The organism is Stenotrophomonas sp. B2 (assembly GCF_014947095.1).
Classification (GTDB): Bacteria; Pseudomonadota; Gammaproteobacteria; order Xanthomonadales; family Xanthomonadaceae; genus Stenotrophomonas; species Stenotrophomonas maltophilia_P.
On record NZ_JADCQA010000002.1, the window covers coordinates 316,479 to 339,019 of the forward strand.

A 22,541-nucleotide genomic window follows, 5' to 3' on the forward strand; every position below is an offset into this window, starting at 1 on the left:
AAGCTGCCGTGGACGATCGCCAATTGCTGGCCAAACTCGCTGCCGGTCGCCTGTCCGGCGACGCCCTGGCCCGTGAGCTGGGCCAGACCCGGGCGGCAATTTGGAAGCGCATTCAAGGGCTTAGGGCCGCAGGTGTCGATATCGAGGGCCGTGCCGGCGAAGGCTACGGCCTGACCCGCCCGGTCGAGCTGCTGGACCCGGCGACCATCCGTGCCGCCCTGCCGGCCGATGCCCTGTCCCTGCTGCATGACCTGCAGGTGGCCTGGACGGTGGATTCCACCAATGCCGAATTGCTGCGGTGCAGCGCGCCCCAGCGCGGGGTCAGCGTCCTGCTGGCCGAACGCCAGACCGGAGGGCGGGGGCGGCGCGGCCGCACCTGGGCCTCGCCGCTGGCGGCCCACGTCTATCTGTCGGTGCTGCGCCTGTTCTCCGGGGGCCTTGGCCGGCTGGCGGGGCTGAGCCTGGTTGCCGGTATCGCCGTGGCCGAAGCGCTGCACGATCTGGGTTTCACCCAGGCGCAGCTGAAGTGGCCGAATGATCTGATCGTCGATGGCCGTCGCAAGCTGGTCGGCCTGCTCGCCGAGGGCGGCGGCGAATACGCCGGTCCGGCTCGCGCGGTGATCGGCATCGGCATCAACACGCACATGCCGCCCTCGTTCGCCGAGCAGATCACCCAGCCCTGGGTGGATCTGGACACACTGGCCGGCGCGCCGGTCGACCGCAACATCGTCGTCGCCGCCGTGCTTGCACGGCTGCTGCCGGCGCTGGAGGAATTCGACCGCGAAGGGCTGGCCCCGTTCCTGCCGCGCTACGCCGCCTTCGACATGCTGGCCGGCCGCGAGGTGCGCGTCGAGCTGGAGGGGCAGTGGCAGCACGGCACCGCACTGGGCCTGGCCGATGACGGCGCGCTGCGCGTGAGCATCGACGGCTGCGAGCGCCGCCTGCATGCCGGCGAAGTCACGGTGAGGGCGGCATGAGCGACTGGTTGTTCGATCTTGGCAATTCGCGCTTCAAGTTCGCGCCGTTGCAGGGGGATCGCGCGGGCGACGTACAGGCCTGGGCGCATGGCGCTGAAGGCATGGCCGGGCAGCCGCCGCACAGCCTGCCCAGCGGCGCGACGGCGTTCGTCGCCAGCGTGGCCGCACCTTCGCTGACCAGCGCCATGCTGGACCAGCTGCAGCGGCGGTTCGACCACGTGCATGTGGTGCGCACCAGCGCCGAATGCGCAGGCGTGCGCATCGCCTACGCGCGCCCGGAGAAGTTCGGCGTGGATCGCTTCCTTGCCCTGCTGGCCGCCGCCAAGGCGCAGCGCCCGGTGCTGGTGGTGGGCGTGGGCACGGCGCTGACCATCGACCTGCTCGATGCCCGTGGCCAGCATCACGGCGGCCGCATCGCCGCATCACCCACCACCATGCGCGAAGCACTGCATGCGCGCGCCGTGCAGCTGCCCGCCAGTGGCGGCGATTACAGCGAGTTTGCCAATGACACCGCCGATGCACTCGCCTCCGGTTGCGATGGTGCTGCGGTGGCGCTGGTCGAGCGCAGTGCGCAGCAGGCGCAGGCACTGCTGGGTGTGATGCCGTCGCTGCTGGTGCACGGTGGCGGCGCGCCCACGCTGATGCCATTGCTGGACGGCGCCGACTACCACCCCTCGCTGGTGCTGGACGGCCTCGCCCGCTGGGCGGTGCACCGCCCCGCAGGCTAGTATCCGCGCATGCTCACCCGTGCCCTGATCGTCGTCCTGGCCATCCTCAATCTTGGCGTTGCCTGCTGGTGGCTGCTGCGCGATGCGCCGCCCAAGCCTGCACCGCCGCCGCGGCCGGCCGGCGTGGCCGAACTGCGCTGGGTGCCCGGTGGCACCGATGCGGCGGCGGCCGCGCAGGCATCGTCGGAGGCACCGGCGCCAGCACTGGTGGAGCGCGACCCCGCAGCGGCGACCGCCGTGGCGTCCACTCCTGCCCCTGCCGCGCCGGCCACGCCGCAAGCCGAGCCGGCCAAGGCGCCGGCTGCGGAAGCAACCTCCAGCCCGACGCCAGCGCCGGCGCCGGTCGCGCAGGCGCCTGCCGCCAGCGAGCCGCCGCGCTGCATCGCGTTGGGTCCGTTCGCCGATCGTGCCGCCGCCAGCGCGGCGCAGGGCCGGGCCGGCACGCTGCTCAACCAGGCACGCCTGCGCGAGCAGCCGGCCGCCAGCGGCAGCGCCCGCTACCGCGTGCTGCTGCCGGCCGCCGCCAGCCGCGAAGAGGCGCAGGCCACGGTCAAGCGCATCGTCGCTGCGGGCCTGGGCGACTACTACATCATCAGCCAGGGTGAGGACGCTAACGCCGTGGCGCTGGGCCAGTACCGCAACCGCGAAGGCGCCGAGCGGCGTATCGCTGCGGTGCAGGCCGCCGGATTCCAGCCGCGCCTGGTGGCCAGCGGTGATGCCGGCCAGTGGTGGCTGGACGGGCAGCTGGCCGGCACCGCACAGCCTGCGCAGGTGCAGCAGCGCAGCGGCGCCGCCCGGCAACAGTCGCTGGAATGCGCGCGACTGCGCTAGAATCCCCCACTGCGGCGCTGCCGCCCGTGCGTCACCCATGCCGCTTTAGCTCAGTTGGTAGAGCAACTGTCTTGTAAACAGTAGGTCATCCGTTCGATTCGGATAAGCGGCACCAATAACTCTTGAATTCAAATAATTCATTGGCGAATCTATGGCGCCAGAAAGTAGGTTTGCCGGTAAATATACCGGTAAAGATAACTCAAGAGTTCATGTTCCACGAAGCTCTGAAGTTGTAGCGCGAAGGCTTTTGGGGCTTGTGATGATTGGAGGGCCTGTCCTCTCATCGCGATTATCAGGCGTCCGGGCATCCGGGATATGCCCAAGCTCTTCCTCTGCGACTGCTGTCGGCCAAGAGCGGACGTTGGAGATAGACAAAAAGAAGAGTCGACTCTGAGCCCAATCTCGTGAAACTGACGAGCATCGGGGCGCCATTGCACCGTATCTAGCGGAACAGCCTCATCGGTCGCGAAGCCGAAAACAGTGGTTAGAGGGGGCTCGGAAAGCTGCGCGCGCGCACTCAACTCCAGGCGCGATTCAAACCGTAATGTTCTCTGATCTCTCCGCTTGTGGAGCCCCTCAGTGCAGTAGAGTGTCAACGAGCGTAAACCAAGGTATGCTCGGCCAGAAAAGGGGGGGGTATGCTATTTCGAGGTTCAACCTTAGACGACGCTTTGCACAGAGTTCTCAAGTCGCTCCTCGTTTCGAGGCGAGCGTACTCTGTCGTATCCACAAGGAAAGCGTCCCGCGAACTTGTTGGCGCCCTGATTAGGGTTGAGAATCCTAGAGCACGCATGAGTATCGCCACCGTCCGTGGCCAGTTGTTCAGTTGCTTGGGTGAACTCTTCTGGTACTTGTCGGGTAATGATGATGTTGAACAGATCGCCTATTACATTACGAAGTACAGGGAGGAATCAGATGACGGAAAAACCGTAAGAAGTGCATACGGTCCTCGCCTGTTCCGCATGAGAGGCATAAATCAGATCGATGAGGTCATCAAACTTCTACAGCTGAAACCCTCAAGCAGGCGCGCCGTGATCCAGCTCTATGATGCGGAGGACTTCGGAGCCACCAAATCACCGCCGTGCACTTGCTTTCTTCAATTTTTCATTCGAGGCGGGCAATTGCACGCCTTTGCTTCTATGCGATCCAATGACGCCTTCATCGGGCTCCCCCATGACGTGTTTGCTTTCACGATGTTGCAGGAGATCCTGGCTAAGGAGCTCGGCCTGGGCTTGGGCACATACTCTCACGCAGTTGGGAGCTTGCATCTTTACACCGAGAATGAGTCTGGTGCTAGGCAGTATCTTGATGAGGGATATCAAGAGCGGGTCTTCATGCCTCCAATGCCTGATGGTTCGGCGTGGCATGCGATCCGAGAGCTCGTTGACTACGAAAGGGCATTGAGAATAGACGGTTGCACGGCGCATGCGCCAGGTGGGCTTGATGAGTACTGGAAAGACATTGGGAGGCTCTTGGCGATCCACGCCGCAATTAAAGGACGCCAGCTCTCGAAAGGACGCAAACTCTCCTTCCTCGATAAGTTGCGAAGCGAGATGTCGTCGAGCGTGTTTGATTTTGCTATTGAGAAAAGGGCCAGGCGTTTGCGCAGGCCGGGGGTGAACACGCAGGCTGAACTCTTCAATAATATAAATGCTGGGGATGTATAAATGTCACTGCTGCGTCGGTCACTGAAAATACATGATCAAAAATCACTGAACCTAGTCCTCTCTGCAATCGAACGAGCTGAACAAAAGGGGCTGGAAGCGCCGGGGATCGCAGACGAAGGTGCTCGCATCGTCTTTGCAATGCAGATCATTGAGAGTATTCGCCGTGTGCAATTTGCGACAGGCTTACTTAACCGGCGGGCGTCGACAGACAGAGCTTCTCATCAGTCTGCTCTGTTTGATCCGATTCGAGGAGCCGCACTTCTGGGCATGGAAGGCGATCAGGATGAAGCATCATGGCTAGTCTTTCTCGCCACTCATTTTGGGCAGCGACCGGGGTCAAAGTGGGCGCTTGTGCGGGCCTTTTACTCGGGTGATCAACATGGCCCATGGACGTGGGAAAGAGCATCGACGAATGTTGATCAGATGCTGGCCTGGCTTGAATCTAGTAAAGACTTCTTGAAGTCGGCCGGGAGGTTCGGTGGCCACCGCCCGTATGAAAGCCTAGGCGCATCAGGCACAGGCGCCACTCTGGGCTCTTACGTGGAATGGGTAACTAGCTACGGATCTCATGCCGAGATGTTCGAGAGCGCTTATGAAGTTTCAGGGCATGACGGTGGGTTAGCTTTCGCTTTCCTCTATGACGATATGAAGAGGGTCAAGCGCTTCGGACGACTAGCTAAGTTCGATTACCTTTGCATGCTGGGCAAGCTCGATATCGCCAACATCTGGCCACTTTCCATGTATATCGCTAGCTCAACAGGGCCGAAGCGTGGAGGTGTGCTGTTATTGGGAAAAGGCGCTACTGCAGCTCAGATGGAAAAGGCTGCCCAGTTACTAGATGCTGAGATGAAAGTGGGGATGCAGGTCTTCGAGGATGCGTTGTGCAATTGGCAAAAGAGCCCGAATAGATTCGTCAGTTATCGAGGCTAGGCCATTTGTATCTGCGCTTCATGTTGTTCATGCGGTTGAATGGAATCAGCCCATCCTTTTGAAGCTGTCCAACCAGAATCCCTGGCGAGATGCGCAATCGTTTAGCTAAGCGAGCAATTTCGTACCTACTGTTTTTCGCCGCAATAAGGCTTGCTCGAAACTCGTTTGGCACCAGCGCTTCTCGAGCGAACTGGTTCGCTTCTCGCTCCTGCTGTTCTGAGCTAGTGGAGTCACCTTCCAAGTGATCAGTTGCGCTCTTGTGCAACAGCAAGTGGCCCGCTTCGTGGAAGAAAGTAAACCAAAGATGGTCGTCAGATAGATGTCTCAGGCTGAGGCAGAGCAGAGCCTTTTCTGGCGTTACGAATCGAGTAGCCCCACTAATTCCTGAGCCGCTTGGGGACCTCGCGAACACCACAGCCACACCAGCACCTGCACATAGGCTTTGTAGTCGTGGCATAAACAGGGATGGATCGCGCTCGTAGCTCAACGGTTTGCACTCATTGAGAACCCGTCGAAACTCATTCGGATCCCAAAGCTTACATGCGATTCTTTCCCCAAGCTGTTCACTGCGCCGCAGCCAAGACGTGACGAGTCCAATCCGGGCGGTACCCTGCGCCCTGCGAAAGGCATAGTCGCCGATCTGAACTTGGTATTTCTCGTGCCAACTACGCGGAGAGTTGACGCCAAAGAAGCTGAGTAGCTCGTTGAAGTCATCGCTGGTTTCAGTGATCCACCCCCACTCTTTCATTTCCCGGAGGGGGAACTGCTTGATCCAGTTTTTCGGCTCCACTTCGCAACGTTTAACTAGAGCTTCTCGGTAATCGGACTCTCGCTTCAGCCAGAAGCCAACTGAGCCACCTAGTGTAGCTGAAAGCTCTTGAGCCATCAGTGAGTCAATCACCAAGCTCCCCGCGAGCAGGCGCTCAACGTCTTCGCGGCCGATGCCGATGGCTTGGCCAAGCTGAGGTAATGCGATTCCATTCTTCTTGATGAGACTCGCGATGGTTGCTCCAGGGGGGCTAGCCCAGTCGGAGAGCAGTGCATCTACGCTAGTCATAGGTCGACCTTCTCGATTCTCATTGCTTGAATCGTACTGGCAGGCTCAAAGGTGCGCATGGTCGCCAGAATTCTGATCCCTGCCTCTGATAGCTCAATCACAACGCTTGTACCTTCCATCACCGCGACGTCGTACAAAGGCGGAAGCTCCGCCAGGTTTTCAGCGGCTTGCAGATCAGCGAGGGCCTGCTGAAGTAAAGTTGCATTGGTGGCGCCAAGCTTTCTGATTGAGGTGGATCCACATTCGCACAGCTCACGCACCGGGATTGAACTGTAAGTGATGTGCACAGATTGAGATTGGCGCTGGGTCGCATATGCGGACGGGTCGCTTCGATTCTAGCAGCTTGCTCCAGTCCTCCGGCTTCCGATCCAATCTACCCAATCCTACAGAGAGCATGAATCACAAAGGCCCCCACCAGAGAGCCCTTGTACTGTCGCGTTCTGAAGCTGTTAGTCCTCCGCCCTCTCACGCCGTCGGCTGTGATGACAGTCGGATGTGACCCGGATCTCATTTCCCTTGCGGGTGTCTCCGACGGCCACGCGGTCATACTCCCCTAGCTGGAAGCATGCGTCCACCACTTTTGCACCTGAGGTGGAGCAGGGTGTTTCCCCACTGAAAGTAAAAACTTGGCAGGGGACCCAAGCGCTCAATTTCGTCCGCTTAGGGGTCGGGAGCGTTCGCTCCGGGCCCTTATATCTTTGGCCACATGGGGGACGCCTTGCCCAACCATTTGGTGCCGTTGCCGGCAAGTTTGGCGATCAGTGTCCCATCAGTTGGCGTTCTGCAGCTGAAGCCAGGCAGCACAATCTGAGGCAGAGCAGGTGGGCACCAGTAGGCCGGAAAAATTTCCGCGGCTGCCACCGTGGGTCAATGGTTTCACGGCTTGCCACCTGCAAAATAAGTCGTCTAAGTTGTTGTTTTCATTAGTTAGATGAAATTACTTGTAGAAAGTAAGGCCATCAGTAGTCGCATACGCATGGCTGTCAAAAAGAAGAGTGAACTCGAAGCATTTGACGTGGCCACGCATCTTCGTACGCCTGAAGAAATGGCCGCCTATCTCGATGCCTGCATCGTTGAAAGCAATGGCGATTCGGCCTTCACTGCCAAGACACTGGGCGATATCGCACGTGCCCTATCGGGCGCTGTCCGGCGAGCGGAGTCCTGATTTCGCGACCGCTGCCTGAGCGGCACGCGCTCGCGCACACGATCTCCCGGAGGCGGCATGCTCAGCCCGGAATGCGGGCGATCACCTTGATCTCGAAGTCGAATCCGGCAAGCCAGTTGACGCCCACCGCCGTCCAGTTGGGATAGGGCTTCTCGGGAAACACCTCGCTCTTTACGGTCATGACGGTTCCGAACTGGTTCTGCGGGTCCGTATGGAAGGTGGTCACGTCGACGATGTCGTCAAGCCCGCAACCACCGGCCTTCAGGGTTGCCTCCAGGTTTGCGAAGGCCAGGCGGACCTGCGCCTCGAAGTCGGGCTCGGGTGTCCCGTCGCTGCGGCTGCCCACCTGGCCGGACACGAACAGCAGGTCACCCGACTGGATCGCAGCCGAATAGGTCTGCGAGGTGTACAGGTCATGCCGGCCGGCCGGGAAAACGGCATTGCGCTTGCTCATGGGATTCTCCAGAAGGGGATCGATGAGCCTCAAGGTAGTCCTCGGCATTGGCCGGATAAACGCCTATAAAGCGCCATCACTATTTGCCAAATCAAAACAATCGGCGGGCGTGGCGGCGCGGCTCATGCCGCGTGCAACTGCAGCTCCACATACTCCGCCAGCCCCCGGCAGGCCAGCAGCAGGCCTTCGCGCGCGCCGTCGCCGATGTCGTCCTTTTCGGCGCCATCCACACGCACGCGCTTGGCGGCGTGGAATACCTCCAGCAGCGTGATCAGGCCGGCGGCGGCGCGGTCGGTACGCGCACGGGTCACGCCCTGGCCTGGGCTGGGCACGGGGCCCTTCCACGGTTGACCATCGGCGGCGTCGCCGCTGCGGATGCGCTGCAGGCAGCCCACCAGCGTGATTGGCTCAGGCAGATCAACGGCAGCGGAAAGCGCAGCTTCCAGAGGCTCGGCCAGTTCGCGGGGCAGGTGCTCGGCGGCATCGCCCAGGGTGGCAAGCAGATAGGGGTAACGGGGTGCGGTCATGGGACATCCTCATGCGGAACAGAGGCGCCACCCGCAAAGGGCGGCGGACGATGCGTGGTTCCAATACCGGAGTCGATGAACCGGCGGGCACAAGGCCCCCACGCACCGCCCGCCGTAGATCGGCAGACGGATTGCCAGCCGGCGCCACCCCGAGACAGGTGGCGCCGACTGACAAGCGTAAACAACATCGACTTCCGGGATTGGAGCCCGGGCCACCCGTTGTCGGTGGCGATTCATCATGCGCACGCGCAAACACCGCCCGCCAGTCATTCTTTCCAATGACTTCGTGCGATTCGAAAGAAAAAATGAATTATCGCTTTTGACCTGTTTCGCGCGATGTAAAGGCAAAAGCGACATCCTGCGCGAGGCCTTTGCAAGGGCGGAATTCCAGTGATCCCACGCGCGGCAATGGACGCGACATACGCGAAGTAAAGCTGGCTTAACCGGTGCGGCAGACGACGGCAGTCACGATGCTAACGGCAATGGCCGGCAAGTGCAGCGCCGATCCTGATGGTGCTGAAGGATCGGCACTGGCGTAGACGCCTCAGTGCTGCCATCCGCCCGGCCCGGGCGGCCCTGCCATCTGCGCATGCGTCGTCATGGCCCGTCGCTCACGTGCGGGCTGGCTACATCGCCCATACGCGCCCAGCCGTGCCGATTCCGACACTGCGTTGCCGTGCGGTGTTCCGCCACCGCCGACCGCGTCTGCCCTGCTGCACCGCCGCGAGTCGTGTCACACAGCTCTGGCTAGACTGTGCTTCTTTTTCCGTTGCAGGAGGCACCCATGGCCCATCCCATTTCCGTCTCGTTGATCGGCGTCCCCACCGATGTCGGGGCCGGCCATCGGGGCGCGCGGCTGGGGCCGGAAGCGCTGCGCGTGGCGGGCCTGCCGGAGGCGCTGGCGGCGCGCGGTGTGGACGTGCGCGATCTGGGCAACCTGGACGGCCCGCGCAACCCGTGGACCGAGCCGGTCGAAGGCTACCGCCATCTGGACGAGGTGGTGGCCTGGAACCATGCACTGATGGAGGCCAGCTATGCCGAGCTGCAGGCCGGGCGCATGCCGATCATGCTCGGGGGCGACCATTGCCTGGGCATCGGCTCGATCACCGCGGTGGCCCGCTGGTGCCGCGAGCAGGGCAAGACCCTGCGCGTGCTGTGGCTGGATGCACACTCGGACTTCAATACCAGTGATGTCACGCCGTCGGGCAACATCCACGGCATGCCGGTGGCCTGCCTGTGCGGGCTGGGGCCGGAGGCACTGACCCGTCTGGGCGGCAGTGCGCCGGCAATCACGCCCGCCCAGGTGCACCAGATCGGCATCCGCTCGGTGGACCCGGAAGAGAAGCGCCTGATCAAGACCCACAAGGTCGATGTCTACGACATGCGCTACATCGACGAGAACGGTATGAAGCGCACCGTGGAGGCCGCGCTGGCCGGAATCGATGACAGCACCCATCTGCATGTCAGCTTCGATGTCGACTTCCTCGACCCGAGCATTGCACCCGGCGTCGGCACCACGGTGCCGGGCGGGGTGAACTACCGCGAAGCGCAGCTGGTGATGGAAATGATCGCCGACAGCGGGCGCATGGGGTCGCTGGATATCGTCGAGCTCAATCCGCTGCTGGACAAGCAGAACGCCACCGCCGAACTGGCCGTGGACCTGGTGGAAAGCCTGTTCGGCAAATCCACGCTGATGCGCGATTGAGGGCATCCCTGAACGGATCGCCGATCCGTTCACGCCCGCTGCACGCCGCAGCCGCCAGATTGCACCTCACGCGGCGGCGGTGGCTTCGGCCCTGCCTGCCGAGCGACAGAACCCCATCCGCGTTGTAGCGGTGAAGCGGCGAACCCAAGGAGAAGCCCATGAAGCGCGTAGTTGCCCTGATGCTGTTGTCGATGTTCTCGGTGGCCATGCTGGCCGGCTGCAACACCGTTGCCGGTGCCGGCAAGGACGTGCAGAAGGCCGGTGAAAAGGTCGAGGATGCCGCCAAGGGCAACTAAGCCCGACGCGGTGTGGAACAGAAAAAGGCCGGGATCTTCCCGGCCTTTTTTTCGTGCGTGTGTATGGCCGCGTAGTCGCCATCGCGTGTGGCGATGGAGTGAACCATTCAAGCACGTGAGCATGTGTTTCATGAGCGGTTGACCGCCTTTCAACAGCGGATGCGGGAAGCTGCAGTCACGGTAAGAACGCCGTTGCAACCAAGGATTCCCAGCAATGAACAAAGACATCATTTCCGGCAAGTGGTCGCAGCTGAAGGGCAAGGCCCAGGCCAAGTGGGGCGATCTGACCAACGACGATTTCGATGTGGCCGAGGGCAATGCCGAATATCTGGCCGGCCGCCTGCAGGAACGGTATGGCTGGGCCAAGGACCGCGCCGAGAAGGAAGTCCGTGACTTCGAAGACAGCGTGCGCAAGGACTACCCGGACTACAAGTAAGTAGCCGGCGGTAAGCGGTTCCCCCACGTCGACGCCCGCACCCTCTGGTGCGGGCGTCGTGCTGTCAGGGACTCAACGTGTCGGCGGATCCGGCACGTAGCGGTTCGGAAACGCCTGCGGCTCGCGCGGCAGGCGCGAAGGCGGGTCGAGCACGATGCCGCGTGCGCGCAGCGCGCGTGCGCTGTCGTAACGCAGCTGCACGACCTGCGCCGGCGTGCGGCTGGCCCGTTCGAATGCGGTATCACGCACCGAGGAGCGTTCGCGCGCGCCGTGACCGGTGCCCAGCGACGGTGCCTGCGACCGCGCTGAGTAGCCGTCCATGCGGCTGGCGCTGGCGTCCGCAGCGGATTCCGCAGCGGCCGGCGCCGGGGCGCCACGGCGCAGCAGCGGCTCCGGTCGGAGCGGCCAGCGACGGGCCTCCTCGAACACCGCCGCGCCGATCACGCCGATGTTGTCCGCACGGCCGGTACGGCTGGCATAGCTGCCACTGGGGCTGCTGAAGACGAACTGCGCCACTTCATCCTGGCTCTTGCGCCAGCCGGTGATGTCGGCGCGCTGGCCGGGGTTGAGCACATAGCCGGTCTGCGACGGGTCGGCATCTTCGCCGGAGATGGCATTGATGCCATCCACCGAGAGCACCACCAGCACTCGCCGCGGGCTGTCGTTGTACAGGCGTACCGCATAGCGATGGCCGCGCTCGCCCGCCACCCAGCGCTGTCCATCGGCTGCATGGCTGCGCAGTTCGGTGCCGCGGTCGCGGTCGATCAGGGTCATCCGCACAGGGCCGTCCTGCGGCATCGGCGGTGGCGGCGGAACCGGGCGGAAGCCGGCCAGGGGCAGGATCAGCAGCAGGGGCAGCAGGCGTTTCATGTGGGAACTCCGGTGGGCTCGGGTGAATGAACGACCCGCAGGCCCTGACGGGGTTGGCCGTGGGCACGGTAAACTGGTTCCGTTCATCGAAGGTTTCCCCACGCAGTCATGACGACCCGAGTCCTTACCGGCATCACCCCCTCCGGCACCCCCCATCTGGGCAACTACGTTGGCGCCATCCGTCCGGCCATCGCGGCCAGCCGCACCCCGGGGATCGAGAGCTTCTTCTTCCTGGCCGACCTGCACAGCCTGATCAAGGCGCAGGATCCGCAGCGCACTCAGCGCGCGACCCTGGAGATCGCAGCCAGCTGGCTGGCCTGCGGCCTGGATCCGGAACACGTCTGGTTCTACCGCCAGAGCGACATCCGCGAAACCACCGAACTGATGTGGTTCCTGACCGCGATCGCCAGCAAGGGCATCCTCAATCGTGCCCATGCCTACAAGGCAGCGGTGGACAAGAACCGCGAGGAAGGCCTGGACGAGGATGCCGGCGTCAGCGCCGGGCTGTTCATGTACCCGGTGCTGATGGCTGCCGACATCCTGATCTTCAAGGCCAACCAGGTGCCGGTCGGTCGTGACCAGATCCAGCACATCGAGATGGCCCGCGACTTCGCCCAGCGCTTCAATCACGTCTATGGCAGGGAATACTTCCCGCTGCCGGAGGTGGTGATCGATGAGCAGGTGGCCACGCTGGCCGGCCTCGACGGCCGCAAGATGAGCAAGAGCTACCACAACACCATTCCGCTGTTCGCGCCGCGCGAGGAGCTGAAGAAGCTGGTGTTCTCGATCCTGACCGACTCGCGCGCACCGGGTGAGCCCAAGGACACCGAGGGCTCGGCGCTGTTCCAGATGTACCAGGCCTTCGCCACCCCGGAGCAGACCGCTGCTTTCGCCCGGGCATTCGCCGAGGGCATCAGCTGGGGCGATGCCAAGCAGCAGTTGTTCGAGCGCATCGACGGTGAGCTGTCACCGTTGCGCGAGCGTTACAACGCGCTGATGGCCGAGCCGGAAAAGATCGAGGCGCTGCTGAAGCGCCGTGGCCAGCAGCTGCGCGAGACGTTCGCGATGCCGCTGCTGGATGAGCTGCGGCACGCCGTGGGGTTGCGCGACCTGTCCACCGCCGGCGACATCGCCAGCGAGGATGCCGGCGCTGCCCGCGTGGCGCCGCCGCAGTTCAAGCAGTACCGCGAAAAGGATGGTCGCTTCTACTTCAAGCTGACCGCCGGCGACGGCACGCTGCTGATGCAGAGCATTGGTTTTGATTCGCCGCGCGATGCCGGCCAGCTGATCGCCGTGATCAAGCAGGCCGAGCAGGGTGATGCGCTGCAGAGCGAGCTGTTCAAGCTGGAGGCGGAGGTTGACGCGGTCCTGGCGGCACTGGCCGCGCTGCGCGAAGATGCCTGAGCGGACGATGCTGTAACGCCGGGCCCATGCCCGGCAGCGCTACCTGATGCACCCCGCCGGGCATGGCCCGGCGCTACCGATGGATGTGGAGCCGGGCATCGGGCCCGGCGCTATGGAAGGAGTCTGCGATGGCGTGGTTGTCGCTGCTGCTTTTCCTGCCCTGGTTCGTCGTGCTGGGCAGCCTGTACTGGCTGTTCCCGCGCCAGCCGCGCACGTCGCGGCGGCGCCTGTTCGATGGCCTGGTGCTGCTGCTGGCCTTTGTTCTGAGCATCGTGGCGATGCTGTGGGGCCACCACCTGGGCCTGGTGCAGACCGACGCGGGGCCGATCTGGCCGCAGGTGCTGGCGGTGCTCTATGCCTACGGCGCGTTCCTGGCGGTGCTGGTGCTGGCACTGCTGCTGCGACCGCGATGGTTGTAGTCCCGGGGCAGAGTGCGTGCCTCCGACCAAAGCCGCATCGAACCGGTCCTGCCTGCGCGCCTACCATGGACGCCTGATTCCGATTCCGCCAGGTGCGTGCCGATGATCGCCGACCCCAGCATCCACACCATCGATACCGGCTTCCAACGTCCCGACTTCGATGCGGCGTACCTGATCGTCGAGAACGGGCGGGGCGCCTTCGTGGACTGTGGCACCGGCCTGTCCGTGCCGGCGATGCTGCGGGCGCTGTCCGATGCCGGCCTGCAGCCCGACGCGGTGGACTGGCTTCTGCTCACCCATGTGCATCTGGACCATGCCGGCGGTGCGGGCCTGTTGATGCAGCAGCTGCCCAATGCCCGGGCCGTGCTGCATCCGCGCGGTGCGCCGCACATGATCGATCCGACCCGGCTGATCGCAGGCGCCACCGCGGTCTACGGCGCGGAGGAGATCGCACGCAGCTATGGCCGCATCGAGGCGATTCCCGAGCACCGCGTCGTGGTGGCCGAGGATGGCCATCGCCTCGATCTTGCCGGACGCGAACTGCTCCTGCTGCATACGCCCGGCCACGCACTGCATCACTACTGCGTATGGGATGCGCGCAGCCGCAGCTGGTTCACCGGCGATACCTTCGGTATCTCCTACCGCGAACTGGACAGCGCGCAGGGCGCCTTCATCTTTCCGACCTCTTCGCCCGTGCAGTTCGATCCCGAAGCGATGAAGGCGTCGATCCAGCGCATGCTCGACTACGATCCGCAGTCGATGTACCTCACCCACTATGGCCGCGTGGAGCAGGTGCAGCGGCTGGCCGGCGACCTGTTCGAGCAGATCGATGCGATGGCGGCGATCGGCCGCCAGTGCGACGAGCGGCCCGACCGCCATCGCTGCCTGCTGGCGGCGCTGCAGGCCCTGTACCTGGAGCGCGCGCAGCAGCATGGCTGCGTGCTGGATGACGCGGCGGTGGTGGCCGTGCTGGCCATGGACATCGAGCTCAACGCGCAGGGACTGGCCTGCTGGCTGGATCGCGAGCGCCGCTGACGGAGCGGGACTGCGGCCGGCACTGCTGTCACGTTACACTCTGGTGACTTCCCATCCTGCCGTGGTATTGCCGTGAACCCGATGCGCGTGTTGCTGCTGTCGTCCTGCCTGTTCGTGGGTGGCCTGGCCCAGGCGGCCAATGACCTTCCCGGCGGCGGTATCGACCCGCAGGCGCTGTCGCGCCACGTGCGTGTACTGGCGTCGGACGAATTCGAGGGCCGCGCTCCGGCCAGCGAAGGCGAAGAGCGCACCGTGCAGTACCTGATCGAGCAGTTCCGCAGCTATGGCCTGCAACCCGGCGGCGTGGACGGCAGCTGGGTGCAGCCGGTGCCGCTGGTGCGTGCGCAGCTGGAGGGTGCGGCCACGGCCAGCCTGGCGTTGAAGCAGGGCCGCCGCGCCCTGGTCAATGGCGTGGATGTGACCCTGCAGAGCCTGCAGCCGCGCGCCCGGGTGCAGATCAAGGATGCACCGCTGGTGTTCGTGGGCTATGGCATCGACGCACCGGAACGCCATTGGAACGACTACAAGGACATTGACCTGCACGGCAAGATTGCCGTGGTGCTGATCAATGATGCCGATTTCGAGGCCGACGCTCCCGGCGCGTTCGATGGCAAGGCAGTGACCTACTACGGCCGCTGGACCTACAAGTTCGAGGAGGCTGCGCGCCGCGGCGCCGAAGGTGTGCTGATCGTGCACGAGACCGCACCTGCGGCCTATGGCTGGGCGACGGTGAAGAGCTCGGGTACCTCGCCGTTGTTCGATATCGAGCGCAGCCAGGCCGAGGCGATGGCCCAGCACACACCGCTGCGCGGCTGGATGCAGCGCGAGCTGGCCGAGGCGATCTTCGCCGACGCCGGCCTCGATTTCGAGGCGGAGAAGCGCAAGGCGATGCGTGCCGACTTCCGTCCGGTGGCCCTGGACAACGCGCGGCTGAGCGTCGATTTCGCCCTCAAGCGCGAGCAGGTGGTGACCCGCAACGTCGTGGCCAAGCTGCCGGGCGGCGAGCACGGCGATGAAGCGGTGATCTTCTCGGCGCACTGGGACGCTTTCGGCATCGGCCAGCCCGATGCGAAGGGCGACCGCGTGCGCCGTGGCGCCATCGACAACGCCACCGGCGTGGCCACCGTGCTGGAACTGGGCCGGGTGTTCGCGGCCGGCCCGCAGCCACAGCGCACGCTGTACTTCGTGGCGCTGACGGCTGAAGAAAAGGGATTGCTGGGGGCCAGCTACTACGCCGCGCATCCGCTGGCGCCGCTGGACAAGACCGCTGCCGTACTGAACATCGAGATGTTCAGCCCGGACGGGCCGACCCGTGACATCGCTTCGTGGGGCAAGGGCCGGGTATCGCTGGAAGGCGACCTGGAGCGGGTGGCCAAGGCACGCGGCCGCAGCTACAGCCCGGACCCCAACCTGGAGGCCGGTTTCTTCTACCGCGCCGACCATTTCGCCTTCGCCCGGCTGGGTGTACCGGCGATCACCATCGGCCCGGGCCTGGACAAGCTGGACGGAGGCGTGGAAGCAGGGCGCGCGCTGCGCGAGAAGTACTTCGCCGACTGCTATCACCAGGCCTGCGACGCGTGGACGCCGGGCTGGGATCCCAGCGGTCATGCCGCCGATACGCTGCTGGTCTACGACCTGGGCGCGGAGCTGGCCAACAGCCGGCGCTGGCCGACCTGGGAGAAGGACTCCGAGTTCCGCGCTGCCCGCGACAAGAGCGAGGCGGCACGCCGCTGACGGCTAGCGCCTGCGCAGCAGCGTCCAGGCACCCCATGCACTGGCGGCCAATGCCGCCAGGTAGCAGGTGATCATGGTGCCGAGGCTGACCGTGCGCAGGCCGCTGAAGCGGCCGAGCAGGTTCATCCGCAGCGAGCTGTGACCGCTGCCCAGGTCCACTGCCAGCTGCACTGCCAGCGCGCTGGCGAAGACCAGAAGGGCGATGCCGAAGCCGGTGCGTGGCCAGCGCGCCTTCGCGCCCGGGCGTCGCAGCAGCCAGCCCAGCGTGGTTGCCACCGCCAGCAGCAGGGCGGCCCACATCAGGGGCGTGGCGGGAGATGCGGCAGCCACCGGCATTGCACCGGTGGCTGCCATCAGCACGGCATCCTTACTTGCGGGTGCCGTCGAGCCAGTTCGGGCCCTTGTTGGTGAGGAAGAACACATAGACCACCAACGATACCGCGATGGTGGCGGTGACATAGATGGCGAACCAGTCCACGTGGCCGGTCTTCAGCGCGCCCTGGTACAGCAGCGGGGCCGTACCGCCGAACAGCGAGTTGGCCAGCGCGTAGCCCAGGCCCACGCCCAGTGCCCGAACGTGGGTCGGGAACAGCTCGGCCTTCACCACGGCGTTGATCGAGGTGTAGCCGGTGAGGATGACGAAGCCCAGCGCCAGGGTGAGGAAGGCGAGGGTGGCATCGTGCTGGTGCGGCAGCTGCGTGATCAGGTACCAGCTGTACAGCACGCCGCCCACGCCGAAGAACACCAGCAGGCTCTTGCGCCCGATGATGTCCGACAGCCAGCCGCCGACCGGCTGCAGCACCATCAGGAAGGCCAGCACGCCCAGGTTGATCAGGGTGCCGGTCATCGGGTCGTCGCCTGCGAAGGCGCTCTGGATCATCTTCGGGCCGTTCACCGAGTAGGTGTAGAAGGCAATGGTGCCGCCGGCGGTGATCAGGAAGCACAGCAGCAGCGGGCGCCACTGGTGCACGAACAGTTCGTACATCGAACCGGATTTCTTGGCCTTGCCTTCGCGCGCGGCCTCGATCGAGGATTCTTCCAGCGACTCATCCATGCCACGGCGCAGCCAGAACACCACGACCGCGGCGATGCCACCGATGCCGAAGGCGATGCGCCAGCCGAACTCGGAGATCTCCGGCTTGCCCCAGACGTTCAGCATCAGGAACAGGGTCAGCTGGGCCAGCACATGGCCGCCGACCAGGGTGACGTAGTGGAAGGAGGACAGGAAGCCACGACGGCCCGGAATGGCGGCCTCGGACATGTAGGTGGCGCTCGCGCCGTACTCGCCACCGGTGGCGAAGCCCTGCAGCAGGCGCGCGAACAGCAGGATGATCGCCGCCCAGATGCCGATGCTGGCGGCAGTGGGGGTGATGGCGATGATGAAGGAGCAGAACGCCATCAGCGTGACCGATACGGTCAGGGCCAGGCGACGGCCATGGCGGTCGGCGAAGCGGCCGAAGAACCAGGCACCGATCGGGCGCATCAGGAAGGTCGCGGCGAAGATCGCCCAGACGTACATCGTGGAGTTCTTGTCTTCCGGCGAGAAGAACTGCGACTCGAAGTACACGGCGAACACCGAGTACACGTAGACGTCATACCACTCCACCAGGTTGCCGGCGGAGCCTTTGAGGGTATTGGAGATCGAGCGGCGCAATGCGGCGCCGTCGTTCGCGGGAACAGCAGGGTGGGGCGTGGTGCTCATCTGGGCGGGGATCCTCGATGCGATAGCGTCCGTGCGCGGAAAATACAGCGTCCGACCATGTGGTGGCGCAGCCGGGCAGCCTTCTTGGTACTGCATGACCCGTCAACGCGGGGTGGCAGGCCAGGACAGGGTGCATGGATGGACGACAGCGTGCCACCTTGCGGGGTGCCGGACCATACTCAAAACGTCCTAGAATCCGCCTTCCCCCGGTCCCTTGGTGCGTCATGTCGGCTCCCCCTGTTCCGTCTGCGGCTGCCCCCCGGGGCGGCCTTGTCGTGTTGGCGCTGCTGCTGGTCTACGTGGTCTGGGGCTCGACCTATCTCGGTATCGCCAAGGCCCTGCACGGCGGTGCGCTGCCGCTGACGATGGTTTCTGGCAGCCGCTTCATCATCGCCGGGGGCCTGATGTACCTGGCGCTGCGCCTGTTCTGGAAAATGCCGAAGCCGACGTTGCGGCAGTGGCGCAGCCTGGTGCTCATGGGGGTGACCATGCTGGTGCTGGGCAACGGCATGGTGGTGCTGGCCGAACGCGATGTGTCGTCCGGCCTGGCGGCCACGGCGGTGGCATCGGTGCCCCTGTGGATGGCGCTGTTCTCGGCGCTGCGCGGCCAGCACGCCAGCCGTGGCGAATGGCTGGGCATCGCCATCGGCTTCCTCGGCGTTGTCTGGCTGAATGCGGGCAGCAGCCTGACGGCGACGCCCACCGGGCTGCTGCTGCTGCTGATCGCACCGATCGGCTGGGCCTTCGGCTCGGTGTGGGCGCGCGGCCTGGACCTGCCTGGCCCGTTCATGACGGCCGCCGGGCAGATGATCTGCGGCGGCGTGCTGCTGGTGCTGATCGGGCTGGCGGTGGGTGAGCGGCCCACCACACTGCCCGATACCGGTGGCCTGCTGGCCATGGCCTATCTGTGCGTGTTCGGTTCGATCGTCGCGTTCACGGCCTACGTGTGGCTGCTGCAGAACGTACGCCCGGCGCTGGCCGGCAGCTACGCCTACGTCAACCCGGTGATCGCGGTGCTGCTGGGCGCAGCCCTCAACAGCGAACGCTTCGGCTGGCGCGACGTGCTGGCGATGGTGGTGATTCTGCTGGGCGTGGTGGTACTGACAATGGCAAGGACGCGCAAGCGATGAACATCGACGAGACAGAACAACGCCGGGGCCTGCTGGTCACCGCATCCACCTTCGTGCTGTGGGGACTGGTGCCGGTGTACTGGCACCTGCTCAATGAAGTGCCGTCGTTCCAGATCATCGCCCATCGCATCATCTGGAGCACGGTGCTGGTGGTGGCCTGGCTGCTGCTCAGTGCGAAGCTGGGCTGGTGGCGGAAGATCGCCGCGCAGCCGCGCGCGCTGCCGATCCTGGCGGTGTCGAGCCTGACCATCGCGTTCAATTGGGGCCTGTACATCTGGGCCGTCAATGCCGGCCACGTGATCGAGACCAGCCTGGGCTACTTCATCAACCCGCTGGTGAACGTGCTGCTGGGGGTGCTGGTGCTGAAGGAACGCCTGCGCCGGCTGCAGTGGGTGGCGGTGGGCATGGCGGCGGTGGGCGTGGCCTGGCTGACTCTCGACGCTGGCACGCCGCCGTGGATCGCGCTGGGCCTGGCCTGTTCGTTCGGCCTGTACGGCCTGCTGCGCAAGCTGGTCTCGGTCGATCCCGTAGCCGGGCTGGGCGTGGAAAGCCTGTATCTGTTCCTGCCTGCGCTGGCGTTCGCGGTCTGGGCCGAGAATAGCCACGGTGGCGGATTCTTCAGCGGCTGGGGCCTGCGCAACGATCTGCTGCTGATCTTCGGCGGCGTGGTCACCGCCGTGCCGCTGATCGGTTTCGCCTACGGTGTGAAGCGCATCGCGCTGTCGCTGGTGGGTATCCTGCAGTACATCGCACCGAGCCTGCAGCTGCTGCTCGGCGTGTTCTTCTTCCACGAATCGTTCGACATGGCCAAGGCCGTCGGTTTCGCAGCGATCTGGGCCGGGCTGCTGCTGTTCATCGGTGACAACCTGCGCACGATGCGGGCGGCAAAGCGCTGAGCCGGAAAGCAACGCGGGACGGAGCACCGGCACCGTCCCGCGTCCGCGCCGCCTCCGCTGGCGGCGCACGCATCAGGTTTCGCGTAGTGCCGTGGTGATCGGCAGGCGGGCGGCGCGCAGCGCCGGGAACAGGCCACCGACCAGGCCGATGCCCAGCGCCCACTTCAGCCCCGTCCACAGCAGTTCCGGCGACACGTGGAACTTGAACACCACCGCGCTGAAGTTGCTGCCGATGGTGGACACGCTGTAGCCATTGAACAGCAGCCATGCCACCGTGCAGCCCAGCAGGCCGCCGAGCAGGGCCAGCAGCATCGTTTCCAGCATCACCGCAGTCACCACCGGCAGGCCGCGGAAACCAATCGCGCGCATGGTGGCGATTTCGCGCGCACGCGTGGCCACGGCGGCATACATGGTGTTGAGCGCGCCGAACACCGCGCCCACCGCCATGATCGTACCGATCACCTTGCCGAGGATGTCGATCAGCTTGGTCAGGCCGCCGCCCTGCTTGCTGTAGTACGCACGGGTGGTTTCCACGTCCAGCTTCAGGCGCGGATCGGCGGCGACGGCGGCCTTGAACTGATCGAAGCCCGGCTTGCCCTCGGTACGCACGCTGATCGACTGCCAGGCACTGCGCTGGTACGTGGTGGCCAGGGTATCGGCGTCGGTCCACAGTTCGGAGTCATGCGCATCACCGGTGGCGAACACACCGACCACCGTCCAGGTCTGGTTGCCCAGGGTGAGCGTCCTGCCGACCTCCATGTCGCGGAACTGGCCCTTGGCGCCCTGGCCGACCACGATCTCGCGCAGGCCGGTGGCGAACTTGCGGCCTTCGATGATCTTGACCTTGTCATGCACCGCCCACGCCTGCGGCCCGACGCCCCTGAACTGCGCGTTGACGTCGGTACCGTCCGATTTGGAGACCAGGTTGACCACCTGCGAGAGTTCAGGCGACAGCAGTGGCCGTCCCTGTGCATCGCGGCTGATGCCGGGCAGGGTGGACAGGGTCGGTACCTGCTCGCGGGTGATGACCGAATTGGTTTCCGCCTGCGAACCACCGCGCAGCACGATGGCGGTGGTGTCATCGCCGGTGTTGCTGAGCGTGGCCTGGAAGCCTTCGCCCATCGCCAGCATCGCCACCAGCACGCCGACCACGCCGGCGATGCCGACCACGATCACCGAGGATGCCCCCCAGCGCTGCGGCAGGCTGGCGATGCCGATGCGGGTGGCGGCCAGGGCCAGCCGCCCGCTGCGGGTCAGCGCCAGCCACAGCCCGACCAGCACCGCCACGGCAAGCACGCCCACCCACGGCAGGCCGATCCATACCGCCAGGCCGATTGCCAGCGCCAGCACGGTCACCGTGTTGCCGAACCACTTCTTGAGCTTGTTCTTGAACATGTCGGTGTCCTCCTCAGCGGCCGGCCAGTGCGTCGACGATCTTCAGGCGCTTGGCGCGCAGCGCCGGCAGCAGGCCGACGACCGCGCCGATCACCACGATCAGGCCCAAGCCCATCAGCCAGGTCGGGGTGGGGATGTGCGGCGGCAGCAGGCCCATGCTCTTCGGGCCGATGGCGGGCAGGATCAGTGCCGCCAGGCCCATGCCGATCAGGCCACCGAGACCGATCAGCAGCACCGATTCGATCATCACCAGTATCAGCACCGTGCTGTCCTTGAAGCCCAGTGTCTTCAGCGTGGCCAGCTCCGGCACGCGCTCGCGTACGGCCTGCGCCATGGTGTTGCCGGTCAGCAGCAGCAGGGTGAAGAACACCGCGCCCATGATCGAGGTGACGATCATGCCGATGTCGGCAAACTGCTTGACGAAGGCCTGCTGGAACGCCGATTCGGTCTGGGTCTTGGTTTCGTGGTCGGAGTTGGCGGAAATCGCATCGATGGCCTGTGCCACCCGCGAAGAATGGTCGGGGTTGTCGAGCGTCACCGTGTACCAGCTGACCTGGTTCTTGATGTAGTCGTTGGACTCATCGAAGTATTTCCAGTTCATCATCAGCTGGCGCTCTTCGTTGGAGGCCTGCGCCGGATCCTTGGAACGGAAGATGCCCTTCAGTTCCAGCGGCCAGTCGTTGCTGCCGCCGCGCGGGAAGATCGTCGCCTGCAGCGGGATGGTGTCGCCGACTTTCCAGCCGAACTGCTTGGCCAGGGTCTCGCCGACGATCGCACCGGTGCGGGTGTTCTTCCAGTCTTCCAGCTGCGCCGGGTCGATCTGCAGCTCGCGGTAGACGTCGAAGTAGTTGGGCGATACCGAGAAGTTCGGGAAGAAGTTCTTCGGATCCTGGTAGATGCCGCCGAACCACATGCCATAGGCCACGTCGCGCACGCCCGCCACCTGGCGGATCTGCGTTTCCAGGCGGATCGGCAGCGACTGGGTGATCGACAGGCGCGAGGCCACCACCAGGCGGTTGGCCCCTTCCACACTGCCACCGGAGGTGAATGCCACGCGCACCGAGTCGAGCATGCCGAACAGCAGGAACGCGGCCACCACCGACAGCAGGGTCAGCAGGGTCCGGGTGCGGCTGCGGAACAGCTGCGCCCAGACCAGAGAGAAGTATTTCATCGCTGTGGCCTC

23 protein-coding genes, 1 tRNA gene and 1 pseudogene are annotated in these 22,541 nt (G+C 64.6%); 16 read left to right on the top strand and 9 right to left on the bottom strand.

All coding sequences use genetic code 11. The annotated features are described in order from the left end of the window. Nucleotides 1-8: 8 nt before the first annotated feature. The 6 genes from birA (at nucleotide 9) to IMX13_RS03445 (ending at nucleotide 5,133) form a co-directional block, all read left to right on the top strand. Nucleotides 9-977: a bifunctional biotin--[acetyl-CoA-carboxylase] ligase/biotin operon repressor BirA gene (birA, locus tag IMX13_RS03420; RefSeq protein ID WP_053520153.1), complete on the top strand. Its 969-nt coding sequence runs from the start codon at nucleotides 9-11 to the stop codon at nucleotides 975-977. After that, the gene (locus IMX13_RS03425) at nucleotides 974-1,705 is read left to right on the top strand and encodes a type III pantothenate kinase (RefSeq protein WP_193395750.1); all 732 of its coding nucleotides are present in this window, start codon (nucleotides 974-976) and stop codon (nucleotides 1,703-1,705) included. The genes birA and IMX13_RS03425 overlap by 4 nt, the downstream gene beginning before the upstream one ends. 9 nt (nucleotides 1,706-1,714) lie before the next feature. Continuing rightward, the gene (locus IMX13_RS03430) at nucleotides 1,715-2,536 is read left to right on the top strand and encodes an SPOR domain-containing protein (RefSeq protein WP_193395751.1); all 822 of its coding nucleotides are present in this window, start codon (nucleotides 1,715-1,717) and stop codon (nucleotides 2,534-2,536) included. Nucleotides 2,537-2,575: 39 nt separating this feature from the next. Continuing rightward, nucleotides 2,576-2,651 (top strand) — tRNA-Thr (locus tag IMX13_RS03435). Between the two features lie 523 nt (nucleotides 2,652-3,174). Next, nucleotides 3,175-4,203, top strand: coding sequence for a thymidylate synthase (locus tag IMX13_RS03440; protein WP_227255246.1), 1,029 nt, complete (start codon nucleotides 3,175-3,177; stop codon nucleotides 4,201-4,203). Next, a complete protein-coding gene (locus tag IMX13_RS03445) occupies nucleotides 4,204-5,133 on the top strand; it encodes a hypothetical protein (RefSeq protein WP_193395753.1) in 930 nt (309 codons plus the stop codon). Here the strand turns inward: IMX13_RS03445 and IMX13_RS03450 are convergent. Beyond that, complete coding sequence (locus tag IMX13_RS03450; RefSeq protein ID WP_193395754.1) at nucleotides 5,117-6,190, bottom strand: ImmA/IrrE family metallo-endopeptidase; 1,074 nt, start codon at nucleotides 6,188-6,190, stop codon at nucleotides 5,117-5,119. The two genes, IMX13_RS03445 and IMX13_RS03450, sit on opposite strands and share 17 nt — an antisense overlap. Further along, a complete protein-coding gene (locus IMX13_RS03455; RefSeq protein ID WP_193395755.1) occupies nucleotides 6,187-6,477 on the bottom strand; it encodes a hypothetical protein in 291 nt (96 codons plus the stop codon). Before IMX13_RS03455 ends, IMX13_RS03450 begins: the two co-directional genes overlap by 4 nt. A gap of 689 nt (nucleotides 6,478-7,166) precedes the next feature. Between IMX13_RS03455 and IMX13_RS03460 the strand changes: the two are divergent. Beyond that, nucleotides 7,167-7,374: pseudogene (locus IMX13_RS03460) on the top strand (hypothetical protein). A gap of 42 nt (nucleotides 7,375-7,416) precedes the next feature. Here IMX13_RS03460 and IMX13_RS03465 read toward each other — a convergent pair. Both IMX13_RS03465 and IMX13_RS03470 read right to left on the bottom strand, forming a co-directional pair. Then, nucleotides 7,417-7,809, bottom strand: a complete 393-nt coding sequence (locus IMX13_RS03465; protein WP_193395756.1) for a RidA family protein — start codon at nucleotides 7,807-7,809, stop codon at nucleotides 7,417-7,419. Between the two features lie 122 nt (nucleotides 7,810-7,931). After that, nucleotides 7,932-8,336, bottom strand: coding sequence for a hypothetical protein (locus tag IMX13_RS03470; RefSeq protein WP_193395757.1), 405 nt, complete (start codon nucleotides 8,334-8,336; stop codon nucleotides 7,932-7,934). A 784-nt stretch (nucleotides 8,337-9,120) separates the two neighbouring features. On the opposite strand from IMX13_RS03470, the gene rocF reads away from it, so the two are divergent. From rocF to IMX13_RS03485, 3 genes are all read left to right on the top strand, one after another. Further along, complete coding sequence (gene rocF, locus IMX13_RS03475; protein ID WP_193395758.1) at nucleotides 9,121-10,041, top strand: arginase; 921 nt, start codon at nucleotides 9,121-9,123, stop codon at nucleotides 10,039-10,041. A gap of 158 nt (nucleotides 10,042-10,199) precedes the next feature. Then, nucleotides 10,200-10,337, top strand: a complete 138-nt coding sequence (locus IMX13_RS03480) for an entericidin A/B family lipoprotein (protein ID WP_053520147.1) — start codon at nucleotides 10,200-10,202, stop codon at nucleotides 10,335-10,337. Nucleotides 10,338-10,551: 214 nt separating this feature from the next. Continuing rightward, the gene (locus IMX13_RS03485) at nucleotides 10,552-10,773 is read left to right on the top strand and encodes a CsbD family protein (RefSeq protein WP_019661831.1); all 222 of its coding nucleotides are present in this window, start codon (nucleotides 10,552-10,554) and stop codon (nucleotides 10,771-10,773) included. Nucleotides 10,774-10,845: 72 nt separating this feature from the next. Here the strand turns inward: IMX13_RS03485 and IMX13_RS03490 are convergent, their stop codons facing one another. Continuing rightward, a complete protein-coding gene (locus IMX13_RS03490; RefSeq protein ID WP_065174207.1) occupies nucleotides 10,846-11,643 on the bottom strand; it encodes a hypothetical protein in 798 nt (265 codons plus the stop codon). A gap of 108 nt (nucleotides 11,644-11,751) precedes the next feature. Here IMX13_RS03490 and IMX13_RS03495 point away from each other — a divergent pair, with 108 nt between their 5' ends. The 4 genes from IMX13_RS03495 (at nucleotide 11,752) to IMX13_RS03510 (ending at nucleotide 16,235) form a co-directional block, all read left to right on the top strand. Then, nucleotides 11,752-13,047 carry a tryptophan--tRNA ligase gene (locus IMX13_RS03495; RefSeq protein WP_111186494.1) on the top strand — a complete coding sequence of 432 codons (1,296 nt, stop codon included), beginning with the start codon at nucleotides 11,752-11,754 and terminating at the stop codon, nucleotides 13,045-13,047. A gap of 128 nt (nucleotides 13,048-13,175) precedes the next feature. Then, on the top strand, nucleotides 13,176-13,466 hold the full coding sequence (locus tag IMX13_RS03500; RefSeq protein WP_065182023.1) for a hypothetical protein: 291 nt from the start codon (nucleotides 13,176-13,178) through the stop codon (nucleotides 13,464-13,466). A gap of 102 nt (nucleotides 13,467-13,568) precedes the next feature. Then, nucleotides 13,569-14,501 (top strand): MBL fold metallo-hydrolase, encoded by a 933-nt coding sequence (locus IMX13_RS03505; protein WP_053520143.1) that lies wholly within the window; start codon nucleotides 13,569-13,571, stop codon nucleotides 14,499-14,501. An 81-nt stretch (nucleotides 14,502-14,582) separates the two neighbouring features. Then, nucleotides 14,583-16,235, top strand: a complete 1,653-nt coding sequence (locus tag IMX13_RS03510; protein WP_128987916.1) for a M28 family metallopeptidase — start codon at nucleotides 14,583-14,585, stop codon at nucleotides 16,233-16,235. Nucleotides 16,236-16,238: 3 nt separating this feature from the next. Here IMX13_RS03510 and IMX13_RS03515 read toward each other — a convergent pair whose 3' ends face one another. Together IMX13_RS03515 and IMX13_RS03520 are read right to left on the bottom strand one after the other, a co-directional pair. Next, on the bottom strand, nucleotides 16,239-16,589 hold the full coding sequence (locus tag IMX13_RS03515) for a hypothetical protein (RefSeq protein WP_227255248.1): 351 nt from the start codon (nucleotides 16,587-16,589) through the stop codon (nucleotides 16,239-16,241). 13 nt (nucleotides 16,590-16,602) lie between these two features. Continuing rightward, the gene (locus IMX13_RS03520; RefSeq protein WP_111186492.1) at nucleotides 16,603-17,937 is read right to left on the bottom strand and encodes an MFS transporter; all 1,335 of its coding nucleotides are present in this window, start codon (nucleotides 17,935-17,937) and stop codon (nucleotides 16,603-16,605) included. Between the two features lie 224 nt (nucleotides 17,938-18,161). On the opposite strand from IMX13_RS03520, the gene yedA reads away from it, so the two are divergent. Together yedA and rarD are read left to right on the top strand one after the other, a co-directional pair. Further along, on the top strand, nucleotides 18,162-19,067 hold the full coding sequence (yedA, locus tag IMX13_RS03525) for a drug/metabolite exporter YedA (RefSeq protein ID WP_193395759.1): 906 nt from the start codon (nucleotides 18,162-18,164) through the stop codon (nucleotides 19,065-19,067). Then, nucleotides 19,064-19,963: an EamA family transporter RarD gene (rarD, locus tag IMX13_RS03530; RefSeq protein ID WP_193395760.1), complete on the top strand. Its 900-nt coding sequence runs from the start codon at nucleotides 19,064-19,066 to the stop codon at nucleotides 19,961-19,963. Before yedA ends, rarD begins: the two co-directional genes overlap by 4 nt. 72 nt (nucleotides 19,964-20,035) lie before the next feature. On the opposite strand, the gene IMX13_RS03535 is transcribed toward rarD, so the two are convergent. Both IMX13_RS03535 and IMX13_RS03540 read right to left on the bottom strand, forming a co-directional pair. Next, a complete protein-coding gene (locus tag IMX13_RS03535) occupies nucleotides 20,036-21,358 on the bottom strand; it encodes an ABC transporter permease (protein ID WP_128987897.1) in 1,323 nt (440 codons plus the stop codon). Between the two features lie 13 nt (nucleotides 21,359-21,371). After that, complete coding sequence (locus IMX13_RS03540) at nucleotides 21,372-22,529, bottom strand: ABC transporter permease (RefSeq protein ID WP_053516548.1); 1,158 nt, start codon at nucleotides 22,527-22,529, stop codon at nucleotides 21,372-21,374. Between the last annotated feature and the right edge of the window lie 12 nt (nucleotides 22,530-22,541).